This window comes from Methylomarinum vadi (assembly GCF_000733935.1).
GTDB classification, from domain to species: domain Bacteria; phylum Pseudomonadota; class Gammaproteobacteria; order Methylococcales; family Methylomonadaceae; genus Methylomarinum; species Methylomarinum vadi.
Genome location: NZ_JPON01000001.1, coordinates 2,960,638 through 2,986,413 on the forward strand (window position 1 = coordinate 2,960,638; position 25,776 = coordinate 2,986,413).

Consider the following 25,776-nt stretch of genomic DNA (forward strand, 5'->3'; position numbering starts at 1 on the left):
CAGCGTAACCCGACAAAGTTGTCCGTATTTTATAGGATATAACGGCTTAAATCCTCGTCTTCGGCCAATCCGGTCAAATGGGTGTCGACATAGGCCGCATCGATCGTCACGGCTTTGTCGACCAGATCGGGCGCGCGGAAGGAAATGTCCTCGAGCAGCTTTTCCAAGATGGTGTGCAGACGGCGCGCGCCGATGTTTTCGGTGGTTTCGTTGACTTGCCAGCCCAGTTCCGCGATACGCTTGATACCGTCCTCGCTAAAGTGCAGCTCCACGCCTTCGGTTTTCAACAGAGCTTGATACTGTTCGGTCAGCGATGCGTCCGGTTCGGTCAAAATGCGGACGAAATCGTCGGCCGACAACGCATCCAATTCGACACGGATCGGAAAACGGCCTTGCAGCTCCGGAATCAAATCGGACGGTTTAGTCAGATGAAAAGCACCGGAGGCAATGAATAGAATATGATCGGTCTTGATCATGCCGTATTTGGTGCTGACCGTGCTGCCTTCGACCAGCGGCAGCAAGTCGCGTTGCACGCCTTCGCGCGATACTTCGCCGCCGCCACCGCCCAGGTCGGCGCGTTTGCATATCTTGTCGATTTCGTCGAGGAAGACGATGCCGTTTTGCTCCACCGCTTCAACCGCGGACATCTTGATGTCGTCCTCGTTGACCAGCTTGGCCGCTTCCTCTTCCTGCAACACTTTCAAAGCGTCCTTGATTTTCAGCTTGCGGGTCTTGGTCTTGCCGGTATTCAGATTCTGAAACATGCCCTGCAATTGGCTGGTCATTTCCTCCATGCCCGGAGGCGCCATGATTTCCACGCCGACCGAAGGCGCCTGCATATCGATTTCGATTTCCTTGTCGTCCAGATCGCCTTCGCGCAATTTCTTGCGCATTTTTTGCCGGGTGGATTGCTCGGATTCGGAGAGCATACCGCCGGATGCGGATGGCAGCAGGATATCGAGGACCCGGTCCTCGGCCCCGTCGGCGGCGCGGTTTTGTACCTTTTCCATTGCTGACATGCGGGTCATCTTGACCGCGGTATCGACCAGGTCGCGGATGATCGATTCGACATCCCGGCCGACATAGCCGACTTCGGTAAATTTGGTTGCCTCGATCTTGATGAAGGGGGCGTTGGCCAGGCGGGCCAGGCGGCGGGCGATTTCGGTCTTGCCCACGCCGGTCGGCCCGATCATCAGAATGTTTTTCGGGGTGATTTCCTCGCGCAAGGCGGGCTCGACCCGGCTGCGGCGCCAGCGGTTGCGCAAGGCAATCGCAACCGAACGCTTGGCGCTGGCCTGACCGATAATGTGTTTATCCAGTTCGCTTACTATTTCTTTCGGTGTCATTTGGCTCATTGAATTACTCTTGCGGCTCGGCGTCTAATTCTTCAATAATCAGATTGTGGTTGGTGTAAATACAGATATCGGCGGCAATGTTGAGCGATTTCTCGACGATATCGCGCGCGCTCAGATCGGTGTTCTCCAACAAGGCGCGCGCCGCCGATTGCGCGTAAGAACCGCCGGAACCGATCGCCATGAGGTCGTACTCCGGTTCGATCACGTCGCCGGTGCCGGAAATGATCAGCGAGGTCTTGGCGTCGGCTATCGTCAGCAGGGCTTCGAGCTTGCGCAAGGCGCGGTCGGTACGCCAGTCTTTCGCCATTTCCACGGCGGCGCGGGTCAGATTGCCGCGGTGTTTCTCCAATTTGCCTTCGAAATGTTCGAATAGCGTGAACGCATCGGCGGTGGCGCCGGCGAAACCGGCGATGACCTTGTCGTGATATAGGCGGCGCACCTTGCGAGCATTGCCTTTCATGACAGTGTTGCCTAAGGTGACCTGGCCGTCGCCGCCGATCACCACTTTATCGCCGCGGCGGACGGAAAGTATGGTGGTACCTCTTAAATTCACAGCTCTCTCACTCAAAATTTCAAAATTTTTCAATTCTACAGGGTTATTACTCGATATAGGGGAAAAGTTTGGTTTTTAAAGGCGAATGGCGATAATTTTTTCTTTCTGGTTGACGCCATGCGTTTCGATATGGATATCGGCGTCACGGCAAGCAGATGACGGACCAGAGTTAAGCCAATGTCGACGCTCTTCTACGCATGGCAAAATTACTTCTTCAGTAGTTTCCTGGATGGCTATGGCGTCAGAGCCGAAAAGTGGGTTGGTGCGGCGCTACCTAACCCAACAAAATCGAATTGTTGCTACAATCGACAACAGGCGGTCAGCCTTCGTTCATCGTAACCGAGGCATGATATCCGATCATACCTATAGCAAAGGCGGGGTTATGGAAACACTGGATCAAATTTCGACGACATTGGCGTTAACGATGGGAGTGGCCTGGGCCAGCGGCATCAACCTATACGCGACTCTGTTCATGCTCGGTTATCTGGCCAATACCGGTAATCTCGACTTGCCGCCGGGCCTGCAAATCGTGGCCAATCCGGCGGTGATGGGGGCGGCCGGTTTGATGTATTGCGTCGAATTTTTCGCCGACAAAATTCCCGGTGTCGACACCGGCTGGGACACCCTGCATACCTTTATCCGCATTCCCGCCGGTGCGATGCTGGCGGCCGGCGCCGTCGGCGACCTCAATCCGGCGGTGGAAGTGGCGGCGGCGATCATGGGCGGAGGACTGGCGGCCGGCTCGCATGCGACCAAGGCCGGCAGTCGCGTCCTGATCAACACCTCGCCCGAGCCATTTACCAACTGGACCGCTTCGATAGCCGAGGATGTCGCCGTCATCAGCGGAGTCTGGGCCTGCCTGAACCACCCGGTCGCCTTTTTGATCGCGCTGGCAGTATTCATCGGATTGATGATCTGGTTGTTACCGAAGATATGGTGCGGCATCAAAAAGGTTTTTGGCTTTATAATCAATTTGTTTGCCAGAAAAGCCGAGCCGCCCCAGGCTTAGTCGTGTTACCGCTTGAATGTTTCACTTGACTCCAGGCGGATAAATTAGTTTAATAGCGAACTTTTGGTGAGCCCAGGTAGCTCAGTCGGTAGAGCAGGGGACTGAAAATCCCCGTGTCGGCAGTTCGATTCTGTCCCTGGGCACCATCAAAAAATGCATATCCTCCAAGCCCAGGTAGCTCAGTCGGTAGAGCAGGGGACTGAAAATCCCCGTGTCGGCAGTTCGATTCTGTCCCTGGGCACCATTCTCGCGTTCCCTTCTTTTTCCCATCGCTACGCAATGTGATGCTTTGTTGGAGCAGGTGGAAACGTTTCTTGGGTTGATCTGAGTCTTCAAGTCGGCTAAATTTCCAACGGACCAATAACGGATTCCCTTGGCTATGGATAAATTTAATCGCATCTGGCAGTTGCATCAGGAATTTAGCAATCGAAGAGTTCCCGTAAAGATTGTCGACTTGGCCGAGCAGCTAGGCTGTTCGGAAAAAACGATCAGCCGTACCCTCAGGCAAATGCAGGCGGAGCTGAATGCGCCGTTGGAATATCTGCGCGAATATCACGGTTGGCGCTATTCGCCCGATCTTACCGAAGATTTCGAATTGCCCGGCTTGTGGATGAACGAAAGCGAACTGATCTCTTTGATCATGCTGTTATCGATTCTGGAGACATTCGGCAATGGACTGTTGAATCAAGAAATGCGGCGCGCCGATGCCTATATCACCAAATTGCTCGAAGACAGAGGGCTGGACAGAAGTGCTATCGGCGCAAAACTGAAAGTCTTGCCGATAGCCCAAAAAACGCCGCCATCGAAAACGCTTTACTCGATCAGCGAAGCTTTATTCAAAGGAAGGCAGGCTTCCATTCAATATGTCGATTTCGAGCAGCAAACATCGGAAAGAACTATCAGTCCGCAGACCTTGGTATATTACCGCGATAACTGGTATCTGGATGCGTGGTGCCACTGGCGCGAGGACATCAGAACATTTTCGATTGCCCGCATAACGGACGTTCGTTTGCAGGACGCGACTGCCAAGAGTATCGAAAAGGCAGCGCTGGAACGCCATTTTTCAGAGAGCTACGGCATCTTCGCCGGCCAACCTACTCGGCTTGCCAAATTAAAGTTCGCCCCTTCCATTGCCAGAGAAATCTCCATGCAACATTGGCATGGCAAACAAAAATCGGAATGGATAGGGCAAAGCTATCTGTTGGAAATTCCCTACCACAAAAGCGAAGAATTGGAAATGGACATCATGCGCTACCTGCCGCATGTGGAAGTGCTTGAACCTGTCGAACTGAAAGCGGCGGTCGCGGCGAGAATCAGGGAGTCCTACGAAAAATTTTGCAACTAGGACAGGTTTTGTCCGTTGCCTGGTTCATAATACAAACCTGAAAATCGATACCCCAGGCCATCAAGATGTAACAGGATAGTTTTTTAATGGAACAACTGACCGACCTTAAAGCCATACTGCATTCCAAACGCGCCAATATTTATTACCTGGAAAAATGCCGGGTGATGCAAAAAGACGGCCGCGTACTCTATTTGACAGAAGCCAAGGAAGAAAAACAGTACTGGAACATACCCATCGCCAATACGACAGTAGTACTGCTCGGCACCGGCACTTCCATCACCCAGGCGGCGGTCAGAATGCTGGCCTCGGCCGGCGTGCTGATCGGCTTTAGCGGAGGCGGCGGAACGCCGCTGTTGATGGGCAACGAAATCGAATGGCTGACGCCGCAAAGCGAATACCGGCCGACGGAATACATACAAGGCTGGCTGTCGTTCTGGTTCGACGAGCAAAAGCGGCTGCAAGTGGCCAAGCGATTTCAGCACGAACGCATCAAATATTTAGGCCGCACCTGGACCAAAGACAAGGATCTCAAGACCGAAGGGTTCGACGCTAATGACGAAGACATAGAAAGTGCGTTAGCGAATTGCGCCGCGAAAATCGAGTACGCGAAAAATGTCACCGAATTATTGGTCGCCGAGGCGCAACTGACCAAAAGCTTGTACAAATCCGCCGTCAAACGCACCCAACACAGCGATTTTAGCCGTAACGCGGAAAGCGTCGACGACGCCAACGTCTTTCTCAATCACGGCAACTACCTGGCCTACGGTCTGGGCGCCACGACGCTGTGGGTGCTCGGCATCCCGCACGGATTTGCCGTCATGCACGGCAAAACCCGGCGCGGCGCCCTGGTGTTCGACGTGGCCGATTTGGTCAAGGACGCATTGATCCTGCCGTGGGCTTTTATTTGCGCCAAGGAAAAAATGACCGAACAGGAATTCCGCCAGCAAATCCTGCAAAAATTTACCGAGCATAAGGCGCTGGATTTTATGTTCGAGTGTGTCAAACACGTGGCTTTACAAAGTTGGGAATCAAACGAATGACAGCTTTGATTCAGCCGCAACCTTATGCAAGCGCCTGTCACGAGTCCATAGCTTGGTATCCGGAGAAAGTGCAACCGAGGCGAGCAAATGTAAATCGACATATCCAATTCCTCTCCCCATTAACCGGTTTTTTTCCAGAAAAAACAATGCCTCCTGATGCGAAGCTTCTATCGGCCGGGGCAGATTATTCCACAACATCAGTAACTCCTTGCGTTGCTGCAGATTACCGCAAGCCAGTTCGCCGACAATCATGGCATGCATACAAACCCGATTGGCCTCCAATAGCCCGGTTAATTGGGAATTTCCCGAACGTAGAAAGTCAATCCAGACACTGGTATCAACCAAAACCAGCGTCATGCGGCATCGCTCGACTGACGCCGAGGTATGGCCTCCAAATCAGGCTCCGAACCACCCAGACGCGCCAGCCTGCGAGCACTTTCGCGTTCAATCAAGGCCTGCAAGGCCTCCCGGATCAAAGCGGTTTTTTCCTGTTTTCCTGTCAAAGCGACCGCTTGTTGATACAAGCCCTCATCGATGTTGATCGTCGTACGCATAAAAAACCTCTACTCATCATCATAATCAGACATCATTGTATGCATCATGTTGTGCTTATCGCAATAAGAGGAAAATGCTCATGATGGTTACCTTCGTTTCCGAATGCGAGAAAAAAGCCCTCAACCGCACCCGCCGCGTCCTCGATGCCTTCGCCAACCGCATCGGCAGCCGCACCTGGCAAACCGTGATCACCGAAGAAGGCCTGCAGGCGGTGAAAAAACTGCTGCGCAAAACCGCGACCAAGAACACCGCCGTGGCGTGTCATTGGATACGGTCCAGAAGCCGCAGCGAGTTACAGTGGATCGTGGGAAATCAAGATAAATTTAACGTGCAAGGCATTGTCCCTGTGAACTATACCGATGGAGAACTCATTATGGACCTGCTTCCAATCAAGATTGATTCAATTTATGCCAACACTAAAAAACAACCGTTAGATCAACATTTATTCGCCGTCGGTTACTTAGCATTCGAAATCATTAATCGCTTAATGGATGATAAGAATTTAGCCCGCGCCGCATTCATTGCCGGTTGTTTACATGATCTGGGAAAAATCGACCCCTGTTTTCAAAACTGGCTCAGCGATGAAGTGAAAAAGAAAATACTACCCGAAATTTCCGAAGAAGGGATGCATATCCAAAAACCGGTCAAATTTTCTTTTGAAAATCATCCTAGACACAACGAAATTTCCTATTTGCTTTATCAATTATTGGACGATGAAAGTCATAAAGAGACTAACAAATTCATAAAGGAAGCGGCTAAACATGTAGTGTATTGGCACCATGCCAAACCGTTTCGGAACTCGAAAAAAGAATTTTCCAATTTGGATGTGGTTTATCAAAAACTAAAAGCCAATATTGGTGACTCTAAAGGCTTTCAAATGCTAACGGATACCGTTCAGCCGGTTATCTGTTCGATTAATGCTTTGGCGGACAATTATTTTTCTGATGACATCTTAACCATAGAAGGCATATTGAAACGAGCGAATATGGAACGAATCGAGGAACTGGATAAACAACAGTTTCCACAATACAAGCGTTATTCCGAGAAAGATAAAATCAACGATTACCGCAAATTTATCATCGAAAATGCCAAAACCGATTTGTGTCGAGCAGCCGTGATCAGTGCAGACCGGCAAGTATCATCCATAAATGCTGATAGCCTGATACGTCTTATTGAAGAACGCTCTCTCGACGAATTATTGGATGATGCCTTATTAAAAGATGGTAATTTGAGCGCGCATATTCAAGACTGTTTGAATGCTTTCGAACATAGTTTCCCAAACAGTGAACGTAATCAACAGCAAAGTCTGACAGCAAGACGTTTAAAAGATGTTGAAGGTGTTGCGGTGCTCAATGGGCCCGCTGGCTGCGGTAAAACCAAAATCGCTTTGGAATGGGCGCTGAATTCGCGGGTGAAAAAAATACTTTGGATTTGTCCGCGAGTTCAAGTATGTGAAGGTTTGTATCGAGAATTTACTGATTCGGCGTCGGATTATCACCTAGCAGCCTGTATTGAAATTAATACAGGCGAATTTAAGACACTTTACCAAAACGGTCGCGAAGTGCAAACGCCGGACGACCAGGAGTTTTCCGGTGATATTGTGATCACCACAATCGATCAGATATTAAATACCATTACCACTCACCGAAAAGTCACAGGACTGGTGCAATATATGAATGCTCATGTGGTATTCGATGAGTATCATGAATACATCACAATGCCGGCATTTAACTTGTTATTTGCCGAATTAGTGGCGTGTAAACAGTTACAGGAAAACCGGGCCAACACTCTGTTGGTATCGGCAACACCTAATTATCATTTTGTTGAAAATCTGTTAAACGTCCATCGCGACGATATTATCGGTATCCAAAGCTTCAATCCAAGTCAGTACCAAATTACTTTTCAAGCGTTTGCCGAGAAAAACCAGGATGACAGCAATCCACTGTATCAGCCGCAACCTGAAAACACCATTGTCATCAGCAATACCGCAACGACTGCGCAATTGAGTTTCATCAAAAACCAGAAAACGGAAAACGAAGTGCTATTCCATGCCAAATATAAAAAAGCCGATAAGCAAATTATATTTGACTCCGTGTTTGATGCATTCAAACGTAACGGCAGCCGAAAATATGACGTATTGCGCAGTAGTCCGGTAGTACAAGCGTCGCTGAACATCACTTGCCAACATATGGTGACGGAATTCACGCATGCAGAAAACTGGTTGCAGCGATTTGGGCGATTGGACAGGTTTGGCGAAAACAGCGACGTAAACCAATTTATTGTGGCAATACCCGATTCATTGGCTATAGGCGGCAAACAAACCAGCCGCTGCGCTCGTTTTTTAAATTCAATGTCTTGTCTGCAAAGCGCCAAAGCCTGGAATGAGTTTCTACAAAACAGACTGGACGGTCAGCCGGTTACCATCAATCAGCTCTATGAATACTATGAGCAGTTCTATCAAGATGAAGCATGTATCCGAGCTATTGAAGAAGATCTAATCAAAGCACTTAAAGAGAGCGTACATAAGATTAAAAATAAATTGATCGATCCCATAAGCATACCCATCAAGAAAGCACCCCAGGAATCAGGCGTTAAAATCAAAAAACATTCGCTTAGAGGCGATAATCGCTTTGTGCAAATGGCGGTATGCGAAGTGGAAGACCTTGATCGTTTTCAGTTCAGCAGTGATTACGCCTATGACCCAGAGGAATTGGACGCCAACTTAACCTATGTGGTGGAACCGATTTTAGGTTTTGGCGATAGTCAACAAAATCTCTTGGCCTTTATGGCAAAAAAACACCATAACGTCATGGGATCTAAAAAGGTTTATAACGACAACATTTTGTTGAACGAAGCTCGCAGTCCGGAAAAACCTATTTATCTTAGTTACACCCCTTCCGATTTACAAAAAGTCGGCGGTGAATCACAACGGCATTCACATGCCATTTATTACGCCATTGGCAAGCGACAAGTCATTGGCGCAATTGCAATTACTCAACTTCAATTAACAGAGGAAAATTAACATGGAACAAATAACCGGTATTAAAAGCGTTGATTTCAAGATTAAAGCATTGGGTCACGGCGTAGTGAATTGGAATGGGCCAACTAATCTGGCACAAGAAAACGGTACGACCGTAGACAACCATACGCTGCCCAAATTGCGCGGTTATAGCAATCTATCCGGTAAAGTCAAAGATACCGGTTACAAATACCGCAAAGAGCCCACTGATATTGATTTTAAAAAGACACCGCTCTACATCAGTCAAAACTGCATACGTCATCATCTGTTTCGAGAACAGGCGTTTGATCTTCACTACGCCAAAAAGAGCAATTTGCAGCAGGTATTAGCTTCGATTACTGGCCTGATTCGTGGTTATGTCGTGCCGGCAACGCAAAATAAACGAACCAGTCCATTATTGATTGAAGACTTTGTTGATCAATTAGGTAACGGAAATTTTGAACAATTTGGTCAAGCTGGTGAACGCGACAGTTCTTCATTTTTTTCTAAAACCACCTTTGGAGATACTGAATATCTTTCGTATGGCTCCATAAGTCTGGAGCAATTGCAATTTATTTCATTGGACAAAAAATTTGATCGTGAAGCGATGGAAATCAAAGAAGGTCAGGGGGAAAAGGTTGCACAAGTTGTAACTGAATTTATCCAGTCTCTAAATCCAGAACTGAAGCCAGAAGCAACGTTTCATTCCAATTATGTCCGTAAAGGAACAATATTTGAGGAAGGGGAAGTCGGAATATTGTTGAATCAGGATGCTATGCAGGCGTTGGTGGAAGAAACTTTTCGACGCATTTCCCAGCTTTCCATTAGGCAGGCAAAATCTTATATGTATGTTGATGAGATACTGGTGGACTATAACGACAGCAATAAAATGATGCGGATTAAGCGCGATGAAACGGATATTTCAGAACAGCCTCAAGGGGATTATGCGGTGTATTTTGAAGCCAAGTAGGGAGCTGTGAACTATGCAAATCATTATTGAATATGAGTCCTCATGGCGTAATTCCTTTTTGGATGGTAGTAATAATGAGCCGTTACCCAAGCAAGGACGCAAATTTATCGGGTCGATGACCAATTTGAGCGATGTAAAGAATTTTATTCAACGCGACGTTACATTGGATACCGTTATGGGGTTGCTTAACCGGTTGATTGGCGATCAGAGGAAACTGTACCAGGCCAGAGAGCAAGATAATTATTACCTGAATCAGTGACTTCAATTATTGGTTGGGAAATTAATTCTTGAGTTTTCCAAAATTCGGAGATTTTATAACGCTATCAATAAAGTCGAGTTTAACTGAGGATTATTGAAACTTTTTTTCGTAGGTTTTGAGAAAATAATAGGGGTATGGCGTTTTTTGGGCAAAGAGAGATTAAACGCGGTGTTGCCACGCTGATGGTTTGAAGCTGAAAACGTTGAAGGGTTAACCGGCGGCGAGTTTTGTGTAGGTCGATTCAAACGCGATAAAGCCGGGGCAAGCGTTGGAAAAGCGCAGTTTTAACCGGCGACCGGTACGGATCAAACGGGCGGCCAGATACATGAGTTCTTGAATGACGGTTCTGATGCGGCGTCGTTTGGCCGGATGCCGAATGGGGCTTTGTTGCCCCAGTAAGCCGATCAGGCCGATCCAGCGCAAGATATTGTAGCTGTAGGCGCTCAGGGTCATGATGACATCGTTGGTGGCGAATTTGCCCGAAGGCAAGCGTTCGATGTCCAGATCCGTTTTAAACTCGCTGTGAAATTGCTCGGCGGTGGCATGATCACGATACAGTTGAACGATCAATGTGTCGTCATATTCGGTAGAAGCTAGGCTTGTCCACCAGCCTTCCATCTCGATCTCAGGGAACAGCAGGAGTTGTCCCTTAGCCGTTGTTGTTCGTTCGGTGATTTGCATGACGCGACGACAGGAATAGGTTTGGCCGTTTCGGGTGTGTTCCTCCGTGACACTAAATAAGGCCACCCGTTTGCCTTCACGTGGTGTGTCCCATTGTCCGTGTTGCTCGGCGTAGGCTAGCCAAGCATCGGCATTCTGTTTACGGGGATTCCATTTGATGATGAACTCGGCTTGCTCGTCTTCCTGTAAGACAATTCGGTTGTCGAGAGCGTCATGCCCGCTATCCAGGCGAACAAGTAACGGCAAGGGTGTCAGACGCTTGGCTGCAGTCAGTCCGCGCTCCAAGGAATAGAGGAATTCGTATTGGCAATGTTGCTTGCCTTCGCGCAGTTCGTTGCCAAGACACCAGCCTTCTTGGCCCAAATAAAGCGCGATGGGGGCATAGCCGTCGAATCCTTTATAGGTCCGGGAGACGCCTTCCTTGCGCGTTTTTTCGTTGTTCATCGGATAAACATCGATATCCAGCGCCACATGACCAGTGGCTAACGGCGTTACCGGGACTTGCGCGTGGGCCAGAAAATCGATGTTGCTCTGATAAACGAGCGGCAATAGTGCCTCGGCGTGTTCGTCCAACCGTTGTCTAAGGCGAGCGCTGGAGGGGACTTGTTGAATCGACAGCGCGGTTTTGAAATAGTCGTCGTCGCGGTAATTCTCAATCGCTTCGAAATCGCTCTTGCCCAGGCAAAGCGACCCGATCATGCTTTTGATAATATCGGCATGAGCGATACCGTGGCGCAATGGAATACCCTTATCCAGCACTTGATTGAGTTGGCCATACTGATTCAAACATAAGCCCACTAAGGCTAATCCGGAATGGCTGGTATAAAATTCAGTTTCTGACTGCTCCAGGATAAATCGTTTCATGATTCACTGAGTGGGTGAATGAAGAAATAACGACATTATCCCAGATTAAGCTTGTTAAATCATTAGGATAGAAGAGATTATCACTTCTTAAGTCACGGATTCAGGTATTACTTTAAAGAGATCGAGTCACAAATTGACTTTAATGATAAGGAGAGCAGTAGAACTATTAATCATGAAATTGTGTATATACGCAACATGACGGGGAGTACAGACCAGAACTCTTATACCGGTATGATTAAAATTAATGATCCGATTTTTCAATCGGATTATTCATCTGAATTTTGGGGTGTACTGGCGTTAGACTTGGTTGAGTTATGCGATTTTATAGTGAATAACACAGAGATCGTCAAAGACATTGATGCTGACCCATTAATCATTATCGCCAGACTCGAAGAATTGAACAAACTCAAGGCTATTGAAAATGTCGATGAAATCAATAAAGCATATTTGCAATTAAAAAGTCGATTTGAAGAATTTAAGGGCTTGAAAAAAGAGCTGGTTTCACCTGTCAGTCTATACTGTTCTGCCTTGTACCTTCAATTAGAACGGCTGGCTAAAAAATATGATATGAGTTCAGCTAAAACTAAAGCTGGAGGTATCAGTGGTATTTCCAAAAATGGCTTTACCAAAAAGGATTTTATGGGGCGTTATACCACCGGAGAAAAGAAAAAAGTCTGGGGAAATCCCTATATTCGGGAAGAATTTATTGCAGGAGAAGGTAAAGTTAAACGCTTACTCACCAAAGCCAGTGGTCAATTGGAAATTAACCTGAATATTCCGAAAGAGAAAGCCCAGGAACTAAAAAAACTGATTGACTATGCCGGCGTATCCAGTTTTTATCTGGGTAAAAAGGGCTTGGCCTACGTTAGTGCCATTCGGGTTTAACGGGAGGTTATTATGCAACATTACGTCGATGTTCGAATCAAACCCAATGCCGAAATGCCGGAAAACGTATTGCTCAATAAGGTTTATACCAAACTGCACAAAGCATTATGCGATTTAAAGTCCACAGATATTGGAGTCAGTTTTCCAGAATACAAATTAAAACTGGGTTGTGTGATTAGAGTTCATGCTACGGAAAAGCGACTAGAAGCTTTGCAACAAGGTGACTGGTTAGGTGGCTTGATCGGCTATTGCACAATTTCTCCAGTTCAATCAATACCCGACCAAGTTCAATATCGCATTGTGTCGCGTATCCAGAGCACGATGTCACCGGCAAAGCTCAAACGTTTGATTAAGCGTGGCTCTATCCGGAAAAGTGAAGTTAAGCAATACAAAGCCAGGATGTTTCAAAAGGGATTGGACAATCCATTTCTGGAATTACAGAGTGCATCCAATGGGCATTTGCACAGGCGCTATATTGCGTTTAGCAAGTTGATGGATAAACCGGTGCAAGGAGAGTTTGATCAATTTGGCTTAAGTAAAACCGCTACCGTTCCTTGGTTTAAGTAGGCCGAAAACCAATCTCGTTCCCACCGTCCACGGTGGGAATGCATACGGAGTTTCAGAATGGGTAGAAGTCGCTATAAAATCGTTGACGACGAATTACCGCATTTTGTCACACTGACGGTTTTACATTGGATACCGGTATTCACACGTCCGGCAACGGTATCTATCTTGCTGGATTCGTTAGAGCATTTGACCGAAGAAGGCTTGAAGTTATACGCCTTTGTGATTTTGGAGAATCACATGCATTTAGTGGTTCAAAGTAAGCAATTAGGCCGTGACTTGGCCCGCTTTAAATCTTATACGTCCAAGGAATTGCTTGCCTATCTTCATCAACATAATGTTGTACGGATTCTCGATCAATTGGCGTTTTATAAAAAAGCGCACAAAATTGATCGTGCTTATCAATTCTGGCAGGAGGGTTGTCATCCGGAATGGATTCAAAATGTTGAAATGATGCGACAGAAGGTTGATTACATTCATCAAAACCCGGTAAAACGCGGATATGTCGACCGACCAGAACATTGGCGTTATTCCAGTGCAAGGAATTATCTTGGTCAAAATGCGCTGATTGAGGTTTGTAAGGATTGGTAAAACCCGTATGCGTTACCACGCAGGAGCGTGGTAACGAGAGAAATGGCAAACGAGTCTAAGCGGAACTCAATTCCGGAATGGGCGTGGAAGCTTTTGGCGGGGTATTTGCTTAATCCCGGAAATTTTGTGATTTGACCCAAAAAAATTTAAGCTCTTTAACAATACGGAAAAATCAATAAGTTATAAGACAGCAAAAAATAATGGTTAAAACGGCTATTTTGGGATAAGTAGCTGTTGCCATTATTTTTTTGAGTTTTATACTACAGTTCACTGCCGCACAGGCAGCTTAGAAATTTAGTCGATCAGTGGGAGTATAAATTTCTAAGTTCACTGCCGCACAGGCAGCTTAGAAAATTTCAGTCAAATCAATCATCTCTTTGCCAACGTTCACTGCCGCACAGGCAGCTTAGAAAATCTATAAATCATTATCGGGGGGTGTGTAATAGTTCACTGCCGCACAGGCAGCTTAGAAAATGTGTAATCATTTGGGCATCCGATAACATCAGTTCACTGCCGCACAGGCAGCTTAGAAAAATTAAACAAAAAAAAACGGCCGAGGTTTCCCCGTTCACTGCCGCACAGGCAGCTTAGAAATGTACGGAAGGTTTTTTCTGCCTTCATATTGTGTTCACTGCCGCACAGGCAGCTTAGAAATACATCGGTTAGTAGGAACAGCTGCATAGGCTGTTCACTGCCGCACAGGCAGCTTAGAAATTGAGAAACAACCCAGCCAATCCTCGCCCATTGTTCACTGCCGCACAGGCAGCTTAGAAATCGTTTGGGTGGTTATGTTTTAAGTCGTGGTAGTTCACTGCCGCACAGGCAGCTTAGAAAACAGATTCCAAATCTTGTACTATAAAATAAACGTTCACTGCCGCACAGGCAGCTTAGAAAGATATAAAAGTAGAGTAAACAATCAAAAAAGAGTTCACTGCCGCACAGGCAGCTTAGAAAATGTGATGAACTTAAACCATTACGAGATGTTTGTTCACTGCCGCACAGGCAGCTTAGAAAGTTTGTAAACGATTATTTTCTAACGCATAAACGTTCACTGCCGCACAGGCAGCTTAGAAATTTTTTCAGCTTTTATTTTTACTGCACCAACTGTTCACTGCCGCACAGGCAGCTTAGAAAAAGCCGACATTTCCTTGAAGGCTCCGGTTATTGTTCACTGCCGCACAGGCAGCTTAGAAATCGCTTCCCACTCATGAATGTACTGAGTCTGAGTTCACTGCCGCACAGGCAGCTTAGAAAGATATAAAAGTAGAGTAGACAATCAAAAAAGAGTTCACTGCCGCACAGGCAGCTTAGAAAAACCCAGTGATACACCCCAAGAAAAAGACGAAGTTCACTGCCGCACAGGCAGCTTAGAAATGAGTATAATTATCAGGCTTAGATGTTCCTGAAGTTCACTGCCGCACAGGCAGCTTAGAAAAGGAGGCTAACTGTTTGCTGCTTCTTATTTTTGTTCACTGCCGCACAGGCAGCTTAGAAATGAAGAACATTGCAGCTCACTTTTATTTTTTCGTTCACTGCCGCACAGGCAGCTTAGAAAGTACCCTGAGGCAAAGAACCGGTCTTATTCAAGTTCACTGCCGCACAGGCAGCTTAGAAAAAAAAGGAAGTATTAGTTGGCATTACCCAGGAGTTCACTGCCGCACAGGCAGCTTAGAAATTTATACTCCCACTGATCGACTAAAGGTGATTGTTCACTGCCGCACAGGCAGCTTAGAAATAAACTTTTGGTCAGTATCATAAGCATCATACGTTCACTGCCGCACAGGCAGCTTAGAAAGGCATCGGCACCGGTATCGGCACCGGCACCGGGTTCACTGCCGCACAGGCAGCTTAGAAAAGTTTTATTTGAAATTGTTTTAGCAGGTGCAGGTTCACTGCCGCACAGGCAGCTTAGAAATCAATTCCTCCTACTGCATTATTAGCTTGGTCGTTCACTGCCGCACAGGCAGCTTAGAAAACACTTGCTCGTATCCAGTCTGGTCAAACTTTGTTCACTGCCGCACAGGCAGCTTAGAAAGTCCGGGTTGTTAATTGTTGTACTCGTCGAACGTTCACTGCCGCACAGGCAGCTTAGAAATTGTGTAATCCTCGCTTCTTCATTATCAGTTGGTTCACTGCCGCACAGGCAGCTTAGAAAATCAATTACTATATTACGAGAAGTGTAATCAGGTTCACTGCCGCACAGGCAGCTTAGAAATTTGACTGATGATCTTAAAACCCTAATACATTGTTCACTGCCGCACAGGCAGCTTAGAAAACACGACTGCCGTAAGCCGTGGGCGGTACTGAGTTCACTGCCGCACAGGCAGCTTAGAAAGCTTTAAGCTGGTGCAACAATCCTTTGTACTCGTTCACTGCCGCACAGGCAGCTTAGAAACACACATATGAACAGCAGCATTATATGCTAATCGTTCACTGCCGCACAGGCAGCTTAGAAAAGCGTGTAATGATTCATTTATGCCGTTGCCGTGTTCACTGCCGCACAGGCAGCTTAGAAAATAGATATATCAACTTCACACTGTGCAGGAAGGTTCACTGCCGCACAGGCAGCTTAGAAAGGTTGCATAAATACAGAATGCGTTTTTCCGCTGTTCACTGCCGCACAGGCAGCTTAGAAAAAAACTTGAAAAGTCCACAGTTACGCCTTAAAGTTCACTGCCGCACAGGCAGCTTAGAAAAAAACTTGAAAAGTCCACAGTTACGCCTTAAAGTTCACTGCCGCACAGGCAGCTTAGAAAGATCTAATCATTTATTACCCTCTCACGTATCCGTTCACTGCCGCACAGGCAGCTTAGAAAAAGGACAAAGACGTTAAAAAGATATGGCATGAGTTCACTGCCGCACAGGCAGCTTAGAAAAGCCGCCTAGGGTGAAATTTTTATCGAATGATGTTCACTGCCGCACAGGCAGCTTAGAAATCTTGAAATCGTTACGTTGCCGAAATTGGTGTAGTTCACTGCCGCACAGGCAGCTTAGAAAATCCAAACGTGCCGAGGGTGGCGGCTGGCTTAGTTCACTGCCGCACAGGCAGCTTAGAAACCGACCAGAACATTGGCGTTATTCCAGTGCAAGTTCACTGCCGCACAGGCAGCTTAGAAAACAACGGGTTATTCATGTCGAACCCGAACCCGGTTCACTGCCGCACAGGCAGCTTAGAAAGCTAGTGGCATCGGGTTATAACAGTAAGCTAGGTTCACTGCCGCACAGGCAGCTTAGAAAACATAGGCAAGGCATTGGTATTGCCCACATCGGTTCACTGCCGCACAGGCAGCTTAGAAATCAGAGAGCAAATTCGGTTTTGTCAAACATCAGTTCACTGCCGCACAGGCAGCTTAGAAATACGGGCGCTATAAACGGCGAAATACATAATAGTTCACTGCCGCACAGGCAGCTTAGAAAAGTGTGGCGTCCCGTCATGATGCGGTTCAGACGTTCACTGCCGCACAGGCAGCTTAGAAAAATAAATCAATGTCTTTTTGTGATCTAGTATCGTTCACTGCCGCACAGGCAGCTTAGAAAAAGCGGACACACGAATGCATTTGTTCGTAGTAGTTCACTGCCGCACAGGCAGCTTAGAAAATTTGCACGCAGCCACGACCCTGCCAACAGATGTTCACTGCCGCACAGGCAGCTTAGAAATTCAACATGACAAAACCGACAGCCCCGGCAGCGTTCACTGCCGCACAGGCAGCTTAGAAACTTTTTTTTATGCGTTAAAAAGATCGATTTGGGTTCACTGCCGCACAGGCAGCTTAGAAATTGCTAACTTCGCAGCAACAAGCGCGACAATTGTTCACTGCCGCACAGGCAGCTTAGAAATTAAAATGGCACAAACAATCTGAGACGATGAGTGTTCACTGCCGCACAGGCAGCTTAGAAATCAATTGTCTGATAGCCAGATTGCTGATTCTTGTTCACTGCCGCACAGGCAGCTTAGAAATCATGGATCCCCATCAATACCAGACGGCTACAGTTCACTGCCGCACAGGCAGCTTAGAAAATGATCCGGTATTTTAAACAACTGAGAAACACGTTCACTGCCGCACAGGCAGCTTAGAAAGTTGGCAAAAATATTTAATAAATTCTAAACAAGTTCACTGCCGCACAGGCAGCTTAGAAATAACATAAATTAGTCAGTCGGTACTTTTTAAGGTTCACTGCCGCACAGGCAGCTTAGAAAGCCAGTTCCTGTATCGGTACGCAAGTCGTATTGTTCACTGCCGCACAGGCAGCTTAGAAAGCCACAGCTTAAACAACCTGCTCTTGATCGCAGTTCACTGCCGCACAGGCAGCTTAGAAAATTACTTTTTCCAAGAATTCAGGATTCGGGTCTCTTTGCATCAAAAAGTTTATTGATTCTAACCGTTGAAAACCTGACGTATTCATCACGCTCACTTAATAAAGAAAACGTTAGAGGCGCATAGATAAAAAAGCAAGTTTTTAATTGCGTAAATTAAATATCGTATTTTTATTCTGGCTACCAAATACTTCTCTACGACACCACTTAAAAGGTTGGGCATTCTGATTATGCCTTACGATTAAAGGTGTCAATCAGACATCAAATCTGTTTCATAGATTGTGGTTTGGAAACAGTTACATAAAATCCACAAAAGCTTTATAGTAACTAACCGGGGGGGGAGTACGATGTTTGAAAATACATTTTACAGTCAAGAACAGCATGGACCTTTTGAATATTTTGAACTTGGTAACTTTATGCTGGAGTCCGGAGAGATACTGACCGATGCCAAGTTAGCTTACGCGGTTCATGGGAAACTAAATGAAGCTAAGGATAATGCTATCCTGATGACCATTATGTTTTCAGGAACATCCAAACACATGGAGCATTACATTGGTGAAGGCTTTGCTTTAGATCCGACTAAATATTGCATTATTCTGCCTAATCAACTAGGTAATGGGCTTTCCACTTCACCACAAAATGCAAATGAAGCCCAGGCAATGTCTAGATTTCCTCGTTTATCAATTGGTGACGATGTCGAAGCACAATACCAATTATTAACCGAACATTTTGGAATAAGCGAATTGCAATTGGTGACTGGTTGGTCTATGGGCGCCCAGCAAACCTATGAATGGGCGATTCGCTATCCAGACATGGTAAAGCGTGCTGTACCGATCGCGGGGACTGCTAGATGCACACCCCATGACCGCTTATATGTTGAGGTGTTTTGTGAAGCATTAAAATCGGATCCAGCCTGGGAAAACGGTGAATATAAAGAGCCACATGCTTGTGTAGCGGGACTGAAGCGTCTTGCGCGTGTTTTTGCATTGATGGGATGTAGTACCGGATTTTACAAATGTGAAGATTGGAAACGACTGGGGTTTGAAAATATGCAGCAGTTTCTGACAGATTTCTGGGAAGCCTGGTTTTTGCCTACGGATCCGAATGTTTTATTGGTCCTGGCTGAAAAATGGAAAAATGGCGATTCAAGTAAGCATTACAAAAACAACCTCAAAATGGCTCTAGAACGTATAACGGCTATAACGCGTGTGATAGCATTTGAAAAAGATATGTTTGTACCCGTAGAGGACTGTATGTATGAACAGCAATTTATCGTTAAAAGTGAATTAGAAATAATTCCATCACGCATGGGGCACTTTTCAATGTTAGGCTGTTTTGGAGAGGATTTTTCAAAGATTGACAGTATATATAGAGATATCCTATCCACGAATGAATAAACGGTCGGTGGTGTAAACCTTAAGATGGACAATTAATAAACTCACCGCTTTTTATTGTGTTAAGAGAGCAGCGTCTATTTCATAAATAGCAAATTCACACTGGTTAAAACCATTGTAATGACTGTCGCACAAGGGTTAGAATTTTCGCTGCTCTTCTCCTTATATCACTTCTAATACGAGATCAAACCATGCTAGCTACCAAACGGTACGAATATTTGCCGATCGAACAGATCGAATTTCATCATACGCTGACCAACCATAGAGACCTCGATATGGCTAAGGTCGCTCATTTGGAAAAAGATATCGTCGCCAACGGCTTGTTCGAGCCGTTAGTGGTGTGGGAACGAAACGGCAGGGAATATTACCTGGTGGGGGGCTTTCATCGTATGGAGGCGATTCAAGGTATTCGCCGAGATAATCCCGGTTATTTCGACCGCGTGGATGTTCGTGTTGTAACCGGCGATCCCGACGAGATCAAGGCGCTCAATTTAAAATTGAATTCCGATCGCGTCGATACGCGGATCACCGATTATTTTCAGACCGTCATTTATCTCAATAACGCCAATTGGTCCAAGGAACGCATTGCCGATTTCTTCGACAAAAGCGTTAGTTGGATCGATGATATCATCCGCTATGCTCCGTTGACGACGGAACCGATGCGCGAGAAACTGGCTTCCGGCGATCTTTCCTGGTCCCGCGCCAAGGACATTTTGCGCAAGGCGTTGCAGGCGCCGCCCGGTAACGAAAAAGAGATCATCGAAAACGAGTTGGCCCGACCGGCAGCGCGGCCGGTGCCGAAACCGCTGCCGATGCATACGACGATCAAGCGTTTGTCGAAAAGGTTGGATTCGGGGCCCAAGCAAACCTTCGAAGTGGACAGCCACGATATTTATGCCTTGTTGGTGACGCTGCGAGGGAAAAATGTCGAGGACGCGCATCTCGAACGTGTACGCAAGGCGTTTCCGATTTTGTGGGATGACGAGGCTTAGCGGCAAAGCCAAGGAACCCGAGGACCGGGTAACGAGGTCGAATGCTTGATGTGTTTTGTAGGAGTGCCGCCTTCGGCCGGAGGGCGGGCCTCCTGCGGTTTCGATGATTCAACGACCGTTAAAATCGTGGTGATCGCTCTGTGGCCAAGTTTCCACGAAAAAGGTCAAGGTTTCATCCAGCCCATGTCGTCACGCCAATGGGGAGGAGGGGAATATGAATGAAGGGGAACCACGTAAACTCGTCGCCCTCGTCGGCAGCTATCGGAAGCAGGGGGCGATCGATTCGGCAGTCGACGAGATTCTCAATGAGGTCGAACGGTTCGGCGTGGAAACGGAAAAAATCTACCTGCTGGATCAGTATATCGAATTTTGCACCAATTGCCGCGAATGCATGCAGGCGGCAGGCGATGCGAGGGGGCGCTGCGTCATCGATGATGAGATGAATCCCCTGTTGGACAGAATCGGCGAGGCCGATTATCTGGTCCTCGGCGCGCCAGTGAATATGAATAATGTTAATGCCCTGACGCGCAAATTCATGGAGCGTTGCGCCGGTTTCGGTTACTGGCCCTGGGGCGAGCCGATTCCGAAAATCCGGAATAAGACGCTGAACAAGCGGTCGCTGTTGGTGTCTTCGTCCGCCGCGCCGGCCTGGATGGGGCGTTATTTGACCGCTGCGTTGTCGGCCTTGAAAATGCTGTCCAAATTGCTACATGCCAAGCCGGTCGGCGTGTTATGGATAGGGAAGGTCAATCGAGAAGACGTGGCACTGACCGCGAAACAGAAAAAGACCGCGCAAAAGCTGGCGCGGAAATTATTGCGGAAATGATCGTTGGTAAAAATAACTTCCCGGACGCTCATTGTAATCGTATCCATGCTCCAGCATGGACATGCATGCGCAGGCCGCTTTGCGTCCCGCGGCAACGCTGCAGCACTCGTCGTCATACCCGCCGGGAAGAGGGTATCCAGTGCCAAGGATGGCGTTATACATCCATGTAGCTTGGATTCACAATCTACTTTCTTGTAGACTGCCCTTCGGGTTAATGCAAATCGGCTATCCTGCCGGAATGACGTGGCAAACATAAGGATGTGTATAACGATGAGCGCTGGAGCATGGGCGCCATAATGGTGACATTAGTAGCAACTAAGTCCTTAGCCGGGAAGGGGCCGCATTTATTGCCGGTTGCAGCAAGCGCCAGCGCGTCCTTCATTGACGGCATGAGCCATGCTGGCGCTTTTCCCCAGTTAGCTGTTTTGTCGGCCTGCCCGCATTATTAGCAAATCAGGCTTCATTGGTGGATAGCAGTCGGCCGTTCTTGGCCGCAGTCCGGACCACCCCGCCATCCGACAGGCCGGTGGACGGCCAGCGAGCGGAAAGCAAGCGATTTTTTGCAAGACGGGTAATGCTGACCGAGTTGGATTGATTGCCGCCCAATATATGGTAGGCTTCGTCGTCTTCCGCCCAATAGAAGCCGACATGGCCTTTCCAGCCGTTCGGACTGCCGCGCCAGAAAACCATCACCGAGCCCAGCCGCGGCGAGACTTCATGCCCGAATTTGGCCCAATTGCGCGCTCCCAACGGATTGGTCGGCAAGGCTTCTTCCGTCATTTGCGAGCCCACGCAATGGGCAACGAATAAACCGCACCACGGAATGTCGTCGTCATTATAGGAATGGAGCTCCAAATCCTCCGCCCAATCGAGAATGGCCTCGTTCGAGCCCCGGCCCGGACGCTCTTGTATCCCGAGTAGCATGTGGGCTTCTTCCAGCCAAGGCACGGTGGCGGGAATTTGAAATTCAACGGGGGCGCGGGCTTGGTTGCCGAATAACACGACACTAGTCTCAGGTCCGAGCAGACCGTCTACTGCCAAGCCATTGGCGGCTTGAAACTGCTTGATCGCCTTGATGGTGTTTCTGCCTCTGACACCATCGATCGGTCCTGGATCGAAACCTGCGTCCTTGAGTGCTTGTTGAATGTCTTTTGTCGTCATGATTCGTTTTTATCGGTTTTTGTTAGAGCGTTTAAAAATATTGGTTGTTCGGTATTCAGTTAACAGCTATTAAAGGTTGATTTTTTACTGTCCCGCTTAACTTAATATCGCTGTGCAGGATATGTTTGCTCCAGGTATTCATGAAGTTTTCAATGAATAGCGGCGTCCAGGCCTGTTGATTAGCGACACGTTTCATTTCCTCCATATGTTTGAGCATCATTCGGTGTTCGTGACAATGCTCGTCGCGCTCGGCGTACTTTGATTTTTTCATCAGCTTTTCCTCGGCGCTGAAATGTTCCTGGACGTGTTGCAGCAGCTGTTCAATATGCCGCAATCTGTCCATTTGCTCCGTGTCATCGAACAGTTTGTTGGCTAGTATGAAAACATCCCGGTGTTCTTTGTCAACTTGTTCGTTGCCCACTTGCAAAACATCCTGCCAAATAAAATGACCCAAACTTCCGGGAGAAACGTTAGCGGTCATAGCGGGTGTTTGGCGGTGTGTTGCGATGTTTAATGGGGTACCCGGACCGCTTGCAAGTTTGTAAACGAATTTTTTACGGGCCTGATGGTATTGCTCATTACCATAAAAATTAGCATACATTTGCGTTAATTCGAATTGTCGATAAGACGATAATGCTTTGTTAGATTCATCGAAACAGCGGATTCTGGCTTTTTCGTCCAGCCAATTGCGTAGGGCTTCGCTGTCCGCGCAATAGGTTTTAGCCAGGTGTTTGACTTGCGCATAGAAAATTTCATGTTGTTTATCGAGGACTTTGTCTACCAAGCCTATTTGCCAGGCTTTCTTGCTGCCAATGGGCAAGCGTTGTTCGGTCAAATCCATGGCGATATCCAGTCCTACCCGTTTAGGTAATAAATAAGTCCAGTATTCCGAGCCGTATAGTTCGCCCATGTTTTTATAGTGTGGATTGAATACGACGCCGGCCCGAACGAATACCTTGTCCGGGGCGATTGCCAAAATCGCGCCGCCGGCGCCGGCATTGCCCGCGACGGCGGCAATCGTGACTTTATCCAACGTTGTGATGATTTGGTAAATCAGGTCGTCGATCGCATTGATATTGGCCCAGGACTCGTCCGCCGGATTTTCGGAATTTTCGATATGGTTGAGGTGAATGCCATTCGACCAGGAATCGGTTCCTCCCATCAGCACGATAACTTTGGCTTCAAGGGTTGCCACATGCCTGTAGACTTTCAGCAACAGACGGCATTGTGCCGTGCTCATGCCACCGTTGTGGAAGGCGAAGTGGAGATAGGCGACGTCTTCTTCGACTTCGTACCATACTTCCTGGAATGGCAGTTGGCGTCCTGGTTGAAGATAATCGATGTCAAGTTTCTTGGGATTTTTGCCAAACAGGGTTTTGATCGGATGCGTTTTCTCGGCTTCGGGTATTAGGTTTTGCAATGCCATCGTGGCCGGTAGTTTAATGCCCTTGCCGGTTTCCAATTTAGGTTGCAAATGTCCAATCCAGACGGCCCCGTCGACGGTCGCCCGGCAAATGGCGTGCTCGGTCGTGGCGATAATTTCTCCGGGCTTGCCGTTGAATCCTGTCGCTTGATGGGCGTTAAACAGATAGAAGGGTTGGCCATGGATTTCGTCCAGTAATCCCGGGCTGCCATCGGCGGCATGAATGCGTCTGAGCACTTCATTGGTTCTATGCCTTTTCCAATCGATGGCACGTTCTGGCTGTTTCATGAAAGGTAATAGTTTTCCCTTGACGTTGGGGTTCGTGTAATCCAATGGTTCCGGCTTGAAATCTGGTGCTTCGAAATAAGTCAGTGCTTCCCATAAGCAGTCGATGGCGGCTTGCGTCACTTCCCGATTGAAGATGCTGCTTTTGCTCGCCAGCCGCATCGGAAATGTTTTGCTCGTCCAGATATCGCCTGCATCCATTTCTTCCCTGGCTTCCAACAAGGTCACGCCCCATTCCCCGACGCCGTTTTGTATGGCCCAGTCGAGGGAAGAGGGCCCCCGGTCGCCTTTGATACCGGGGTGGACGATCAAGCAAGTCGTGCTTTCGAAAAGCATATTGGGAATGCGGTGGGTTAAAAACGGACAAATAATTAAATCGGGTTTGAATAAAGCTACCCCTTCCATCAATTGTTCGGAGTCTCCCGAATGTAATTCGACCGACACCGTGTAGCCCGCTTCCTTGAGTTCGGTGTAAAAGCGCTGGGTGAGACCGGAAAATGCCGAGGAAACAAGAAGAATACGCATGATACACCTCCCCATGCAGAGTGGTAGATAATTTAAAAAACGTTTTGGCTGCTGAAACGTTCGCGATAATGTTTCGGATTGACGCCGAGATGGCGAATGAACGTTCGACGCATTTTTTCGGCGTCCATAAAACCGGCCTTGTCAGCAACGGTTTCTATAGACAGGTTGTTTTGTTCCAGATAATGGCGTGCGGCATCGATACGGACTCTTTCGACAAATTTTCCGGGCGTCATGCCGGTTTCTAGTAAAAAAGTTCGGGAAAAATTTCGTGGACTCATAGCCATGCGTTCGGCGAGTAAGTCGACATGATGATTTTCTGCAGGATTGTCGATAATCCAGGCCTGTAATTCTCGAATATCGGGGCGATTCGAGGATTCGCAGGTCAAATAAGTACTGAATTGCGATTGACCGCCGGGACGTTTAAGAAAAACGACTAAATAGCGGGCAATATAAAGCGCGACTTCTCGGCCCCAATCCTCTTCCAGCATGGAGAGGGCGAGATCGATGCCCGAAGTGATGCCGCCGGAGGAGTAAATATTGCCGTCTCGGATAAAGATTTTATCCGGATCGACTTTTATGGCCGGGTAGTTTTTTTGTAAAGCTTCGCTGAAGTCCCAATGGGTGGTGGCGCGGCGGTTGTCGAGCAAACCGCAGTGCGCCAGGAGAAAAGCACCGCTACAGACTGAAGCGAGCCGCCTAACCTTGGGAGCCATGGCTTTAATCCAATCCAACAGCGTCAAATTGGTCAAGACCGATTCACAATCGCCAGAAGCCGATTCGGCGGTGACGTCTCCACCTGGAATGAAGAGCGTGTCGATATCATCGACTAGGTCATGATATGAGCGATTCGCAATAATTTCGAGTCCCGACAATGTTCTTATCGGCCCTGGCCGGTCTGCGAATATTTCGATTTGATAGGCCGGATGATCGGTCACACCGCTTCTTTGCATAATCATACTGGCAAAGGAAAAGACTTCGTATGGGCCGGTTATATCCAGTACCTCGGCTAAGGAGTAAACCACCATGGCAATCTTTCTTGCCGGTCGTTCCTTTGGTAGAGGCCTAGAGGGGACAAAAGTAAATTGAGTCATACGTCCTCCTTATGCGGCTGGCGGATATGGCTTTCAGTCAGATAACGATGATTAACCGAATAACATCGGAAAATAATTAGGAAATCTGATGATTG

At 47.6% G+C, this 25,776-nt stretch carries 20 protein-coding genes, 2 tRNA genes and 1 CRISPR repeat array; of the genes, 14 read left to right on the forward strand and 8 right to left on the reverse strand.

All coding sequences use genetic code 11. The features are described from left to right. Positions 1-29: 29 nt before the first annotated feature. Complete coding sequence (gene hslU, locus EP25_RS0114760; RefSeq protein WP_031434607.1) at positions 30-1,355, reverse strand: ATP-dependent protease ATPase subunit HslU; 1,326 nt, start codon at positions 1,353-1,355, stop codon at positions 30-32. A gap of 4 nt (positions 1,356-1,359) precedes the next feature. Continuing rightward, positions 1,360-1,908: an ATP-dependent protease subunit HslV gene (gene hslV, locus EP25_RS0114765; protein WP_031434608.1), complete on the reverse strand. Its 549-nt coding sequence runs from the start codon at positions 1,906-1,908 to the stop codon at positions 1,360-1,362. A gap of 382 nt (positions 1,909-2,290) precedes the next feature. Here hslV and EP25_RS0114770 point away from each other — a divergent pair, with 382 nt between their 5' ends. The 5 genes from EP25_RS0114770 (at position 2,291) to cas1f (ending at position 5,302) form a co-directional block, all read left to right on the forward strand. Further along, positions 2,291-2,917 carry a DUF4126 domain-containing protein gene (locus tag EP25_RS0114770; RefSeq protein WP_031434609.1) on the forward strand — a complete coding sequence of 209 codons (627 nt, stop codon included), beginning with the start codon at positions 2,291-2,293 and terminating at the stop codon, positions 2,915-2,917. 70 nt (positions 2,918-2,987) lie between these two features. Beyond that, positions 2,988-3,063 (forward strand) — tRNA-Phe (locus tag EP25_RS0114775). Positions 3,064-3,085: 22 nt separating this feature from the next. Beyond that, positions 3,086-3,161 (forward strand) — tRNA-Phe (locus EP25_RS0114780). A gap of 135 nt (positions 3,162-3,296) precedes the next feature. Beyond that, positions 3,297-4,262 (forward strand): helix-turn-helix transcriptional regulator, encoded by a 966-nt coding sequence (locus EP25_RS0114785; RefSeq protein WP_031434610.1) that lies wholly within the window; start codon positions 3,297-3,299, stop codon positions 4,260-4,262. An 86-nt stretch (positions 4,263-4,348) separates the two neighbouring features. Beyond that, on the forward strand, positions 4,349-5,302 hold the full coding sequence (gene cas1f / locus EP25_RS0114790) for a type I-F CRISPR-associated endonuclease Cas1f (RefSeq protein WP_031434611.1): 954 nt from the start codon (positions 4,349-4,351) through the stop codon (positions 5,300-5,302). Here the strand turns inward: cas1f and EP25_RS0114795 are convergent. Both EP25_RS0114795 and EP25_RS0114800 read right to left on the reverse strand, forming a co-directional pair. After that, positions 5,291-5,659: a type II toxin-antitoxin system VapC family toxin gene (locus tag EP25_RS0114795; RefSeq protein WP_200875042.1), complete on the reverse strand. Its 369-nt coding sequence runs from the start codon at positions 5,657-5,659 to the stop codon at positions 5,291-5,293. The two genes, cas1f and EP25_RS0114795, sit on opposite strands and share 12 nt — an antisense overlap. Next, positions 5,656-5,856, reverse strand: a complete 201-nt coding sequence (locus EP25_RS0114800; protein ID WP_031434613.1) for a type II toxin-antitoxin system VapB family antitoxin — start codon at positions 5,854-5,856, stop codon at positions 5,656-5,658. Before EP25_RS0114800 ends, EP25_RS0114795 begins: the two co-directional genes overlap by 4 nt. 80 nt (positions 5,857-5,936) lie before the next feature. Between EP25_RS0114800 and EP25_RS0114805 the strand changes: the two genes are divergently transcribed. The 3 genes from EP25_RS0114805 to EP25_RS0114815 are packed head-to-tail and all read left to right on the forward strand — an operon-like array spanning position 5,937 to position 10,084. Continuing rightward, complete coding sequence (locus tag EP25_RS0114805) at positions 5,937-8,879, forward strand: CRISPR-associated endonuclease Cas3'' (protein ID WP_031434614.1); 2,943 nt, start codon at positions 5,937-5,939, stop codon at positions 8,877-8,879. Between the two features lies 1 nt (position 8,880). Then, on the forward strand, positions 8,881-9,825 hold the full coding sequence (gene cas7fv, locus EP25_RS0114810; RefSeq protein WP_031434615.1) for a type I-Fv CRISPR-associated protein Cas7fv: 945 nt from the start codon (positions 8,881-8,883) through the stop codon (positions 9,823-9,825). Between the two features lie 13 nt (positions 9,826-9,838). Continuing rightward, positions 9,839-10,084 carry a hypothetical protein gene (locus EP25_RS0114815; protein ID WP_031434616.1) on the forward strand — a complete coding sequence of 82 codons (246 nt, stop codon included), beginning with the start codon at positions 9,839-9,841 and terminating at the stop codon, positions 10,082-10,084. Positions 10,085-10,294: 210 nt separating this feature from the next. Here EP25_RS0114815 and EP25_RS0114820 read toward each other — a convergent pair whose 3' ends face one another. After that, positions 10,295-11,629: an IS1380 family transposase gene (locus EP25_RS0114820; RefSeq protein ID WP_031432119.1), complete on the reverse strand. Its 1,335-nt coding sequence runs from the start codon at positions 11,627-11,629 to the stop codon at positions 10,295-10,297. A gap of 195 nt (positions 11,630-11,824) precedes the next feature. On the opposite strand from EP25_RS0114820, the gene cas5fv reads away from it, so the two are divergent. The 6 genes from cas5fv (at position 11,825) to EP25_RS0114850 (ending at position 21,196) form a co-directional block, all read left to right on the forward strand. Further along, positions 11,825-12,514, forward strand: a complete 690-nt coding sequence (gene cas5fv / locus EP25_RS0114825) for a type I-Fv CRISPR-associated protein Cas5fv (RefSeq protein ID WP_051906728.1) — start codon at positions 11,825-11,827, stop codon at positions 12,512-12,514. Positions 12,515-12,526: 12 nt separating this feature from the next. Further along, positions 12,527-13,081, forward strand: coding sequence for a type I-F CRISPR-associated endoribonuclease Cas6/Csy4 (gene cas6f / locus EP25_RS0114830; protein WP_031434618.1), 555 nt, complete (start codon positions 12,527-12,529; stop codon positions 13,079-13,081). A gap of 57 nt (positions 13,082-13,138) precedes the next feature. Further along, the gene (locus tag EP25_RS0114835) at positions 13,139-13,669 is read left to right on the forward strand and encodes an REP-associated tyrosine transposase (RefSeq protein ID WP_031434619.1); all 531 of its coding nucleotides are present in this window, start codon (positions 13,139-13,141) and stop codon (positions 13,667-13,669) included. A gap of 265 nt (positions 13,670-13,934) precedes the next feature. After that, positions 13,935-17,987: a CRISPR direct-repeat array (repeat unit 28 nt; unit sequence GTTCACTGCCGCACAGGCAGCTTAGAAA). Positions 17,988-18,331: 344 nt separating this feature from the next. Continuing rightward, the gene (locus EP25_RS0114840) at positions 18,332-19,381 is read left to right on the forward strand and encodes an alpha/beta fold hydrolase (protein ID WP_031434620.1); all 1,050 of its coding nucleotides are present in this window, start codon (positions 18,332-18,334) and stop codon (positions 19,379-19,381) included. A 188-nt stretch (positions 19,382-19,569) separates the two neighbouring features. Then, positions 19,570-20,370: a ParB/RepB/Spo0J family partition protein gene (locus tag EP25_RS0114845; RefSeq protein ID WP_031434621.1), complete on the forward strand. Its 801-nt coding sequence runs from the start codon at positions 19,570-19,572 to the stop codon at positions 20,368-20,370. 214 nt (positions 20,371-20,584) lie between these two features. Continuing rightward, a complete protein-coding gene (locus tag EP25_RS0114850) occupies positions 20,585-21,196 on the forward strand; it encodes a flavodoxin family protein (RefSeq protein ID WP_031434622.1) in 612 nt (203 codons plus the stop codon). A gap of 453 nt (positions 21,197-21,649) precedes the next feature. On the opposite strand, the gene EP25_RS0114855 is transcribed toward EP25_RS0114850, so the two are convergent. From EP25_RS0114855 to EP25_RS0114865, 3 genes are read right to left on the reverse strand one after another with little or no spacing between them, the layout of a single operon-like run. Next, the gene (locus EP25_RS0114855; protein WP_031434623.1) at positions 21,650-22,357 is read right to left on the reverse strand and encodes an NlpC/P60 family protein; all 708 of its coding nucleotides are present in this window, start codon (positions 22,355-22,357) and stop codon (positions 21,650-21,652) included. Between the two features lie 55 nt (positions 22,358-22,412). Then, on the reverse strand, positions 22,413-24,590 hold the full coding sequence (locus tag EP25_RS0114860) for a hemerythrin domain-containing protein (RefSeq protein WP_051906730.1): 2,178 nt from the start codon (positions 24,588-24,590) through the stop codon (positions 22,413-22,415). 32 nt (positions 24,591-24,622) lie between these two features. Then, positions 24,623-25,681, reverse strand: coding sequence for a GlxA family transcriptional regulator (locus tag EP25_RS0114865; protein WP_036300660.1), 1,059 nt, complete (start codon positions 25,679-25,681; stop codon positions 24,623-24,625). Positions 25,682-25,776 lie beyond the last annotated feature (95 nt).

What these genes read in the sequence shown, in the direction of transcription:
- EP25_RS0114770 (WP_031434609.1), top strand. Translation starts at nt 2,291, where the DNA reads ATGGAAACACTGGATCAAATTTCGACGACATTGGCGTTAACGATGGGA.
- EP25_RS0114850 (WP_031434622.1), top strand. Translation starts at nt 20,585, where the DNA reads ATGAATGAAGGGGAACCACGTAAACTCGTCGCCCTCGTCGGCAGCTAT.
- EP25_RS0114855 (WP_031434623.1), bottom strand. Translation starts at nt 22,357, where the DNA reads ATGACGACAAAAGACATTCAACAAGCACTCAAGGACGCAGGTTTCGAT.
- EP25_RS0114785 (WP_031434610.1), top strand. Translation starts at nt 3,297, where the DNA reads ATGGATAAATTTAATCGCATCTGGCAGTTGCATCAGGAATTTAGCAAT.
- EP25_RS0114815 (WP_031434616.1), top strand. Translation starts at nt 9,839, where the DNA reads ATGCAAATCATTATTGAATATGAGTCCTCATGGCGTAATTCCTTTTTG.
- EP25_RS0114845 (WP_031434621.1), top strand. Translation starts at nt 19,570, where the DNA reads ATGCTAGCTACCAAACGGTACGAATATTTGCCGATCGAACAGATCGAA.
- EP25_RS0114820 (WP_031432119.1), bottom strand. Translation starts at nt 11,629, where the DNA reads ATGAAACGATTTATCCTGGAGCAGTCAGAAACTGAATTTTATACCAGC.
- EP25_RS0114800 (WP_031434613.1), bottom strand. Translation starts at nt 5,856, where the DNA reads ATGCGTACGACGATCAACATCGATGAGGGCTTGTATCAACAAGCGGTC.
- EP25_RS0114840 (WP_031434620.1), top strand. Translation starts at nt 18,332, where the DNA reads ATGTTTGAAAATACATTTTACAGTCAAGAACAGCATGGACCTTTTGAA.
- EP25_RS0114835 (WP_031434619.1), top strand. Translation starts at nt 13,139, where the DNA reads ATGGGTAGAAGTCGCTATAAAATCGTTGACGACGAATTACCGCATTTT.
- EP25_RS0114795 (WP_200875042.1), bottom strand. Translation starts at nt 5,659, where the DNA reads ATGACGCTGGTTTTGGTTGATACCAGTGTCTGGATTGACTTTCTACGT.
- EP25_RS0114805 (WP_031434614.1), top strand. Translation starts at nt 5,937, where the DNA reads ATGATGGTTACCTTCGTTTCCGAATGCGAGAAAAAAGCCCTCAACCGC.
- hslU (WP_031434607.1), bottom strand. Translation starts at nt 1,355, where the DNA reads ATGAGCCAAATGACACCGAAAGAAATAGTAAGCGAACTGGATAAACAC.
- cas6f (WP_031434618.1), top strand. Translation starts at nt 12,527, where the DNA reads ATGCAACATTACGTCGATGTTCGAATCAAACCCAATGCCGAAATGCCG.
- EP25_RS0114860 (WP_051906730.1), bottom strand. Translation starts at nt 24,590, where the DNA reads ATGCGTATTCTTCTTGTTTCCTCGGCATTTTCCGGTCTCACCCAGCGC.
- cas5fv (WP_051906728.1), top strand. Translation starts at nt 11,825, where the DNA reads ATGACGGGGAGTACAGACCAGAACTCTTATACCGGTATGATTAAAATT.
- cas1f (WP_031434611.1), top strand. Translation starts at nt 4,349, where the DNA reads ATGGAACAACTGACCGACCTTAAAGCCATACTGCATTCCAAACGCGCC.
- EP25_RS0114865 (WP_036300660.1), bottom strand. Translation starts at nt 25,681, where the DNA reads ATGACTCAATTTACTTTTGTCCCCTCTAGGCCTCTACCAAAGGAACGA.
- cas7fv (WP_031434615.1), top strand. Translation starts at nt 8,881, where the DNA reads ATGGAACAAATAACCGGTATTAAAAGCGTTGATTTCAAGATTAAAGCA.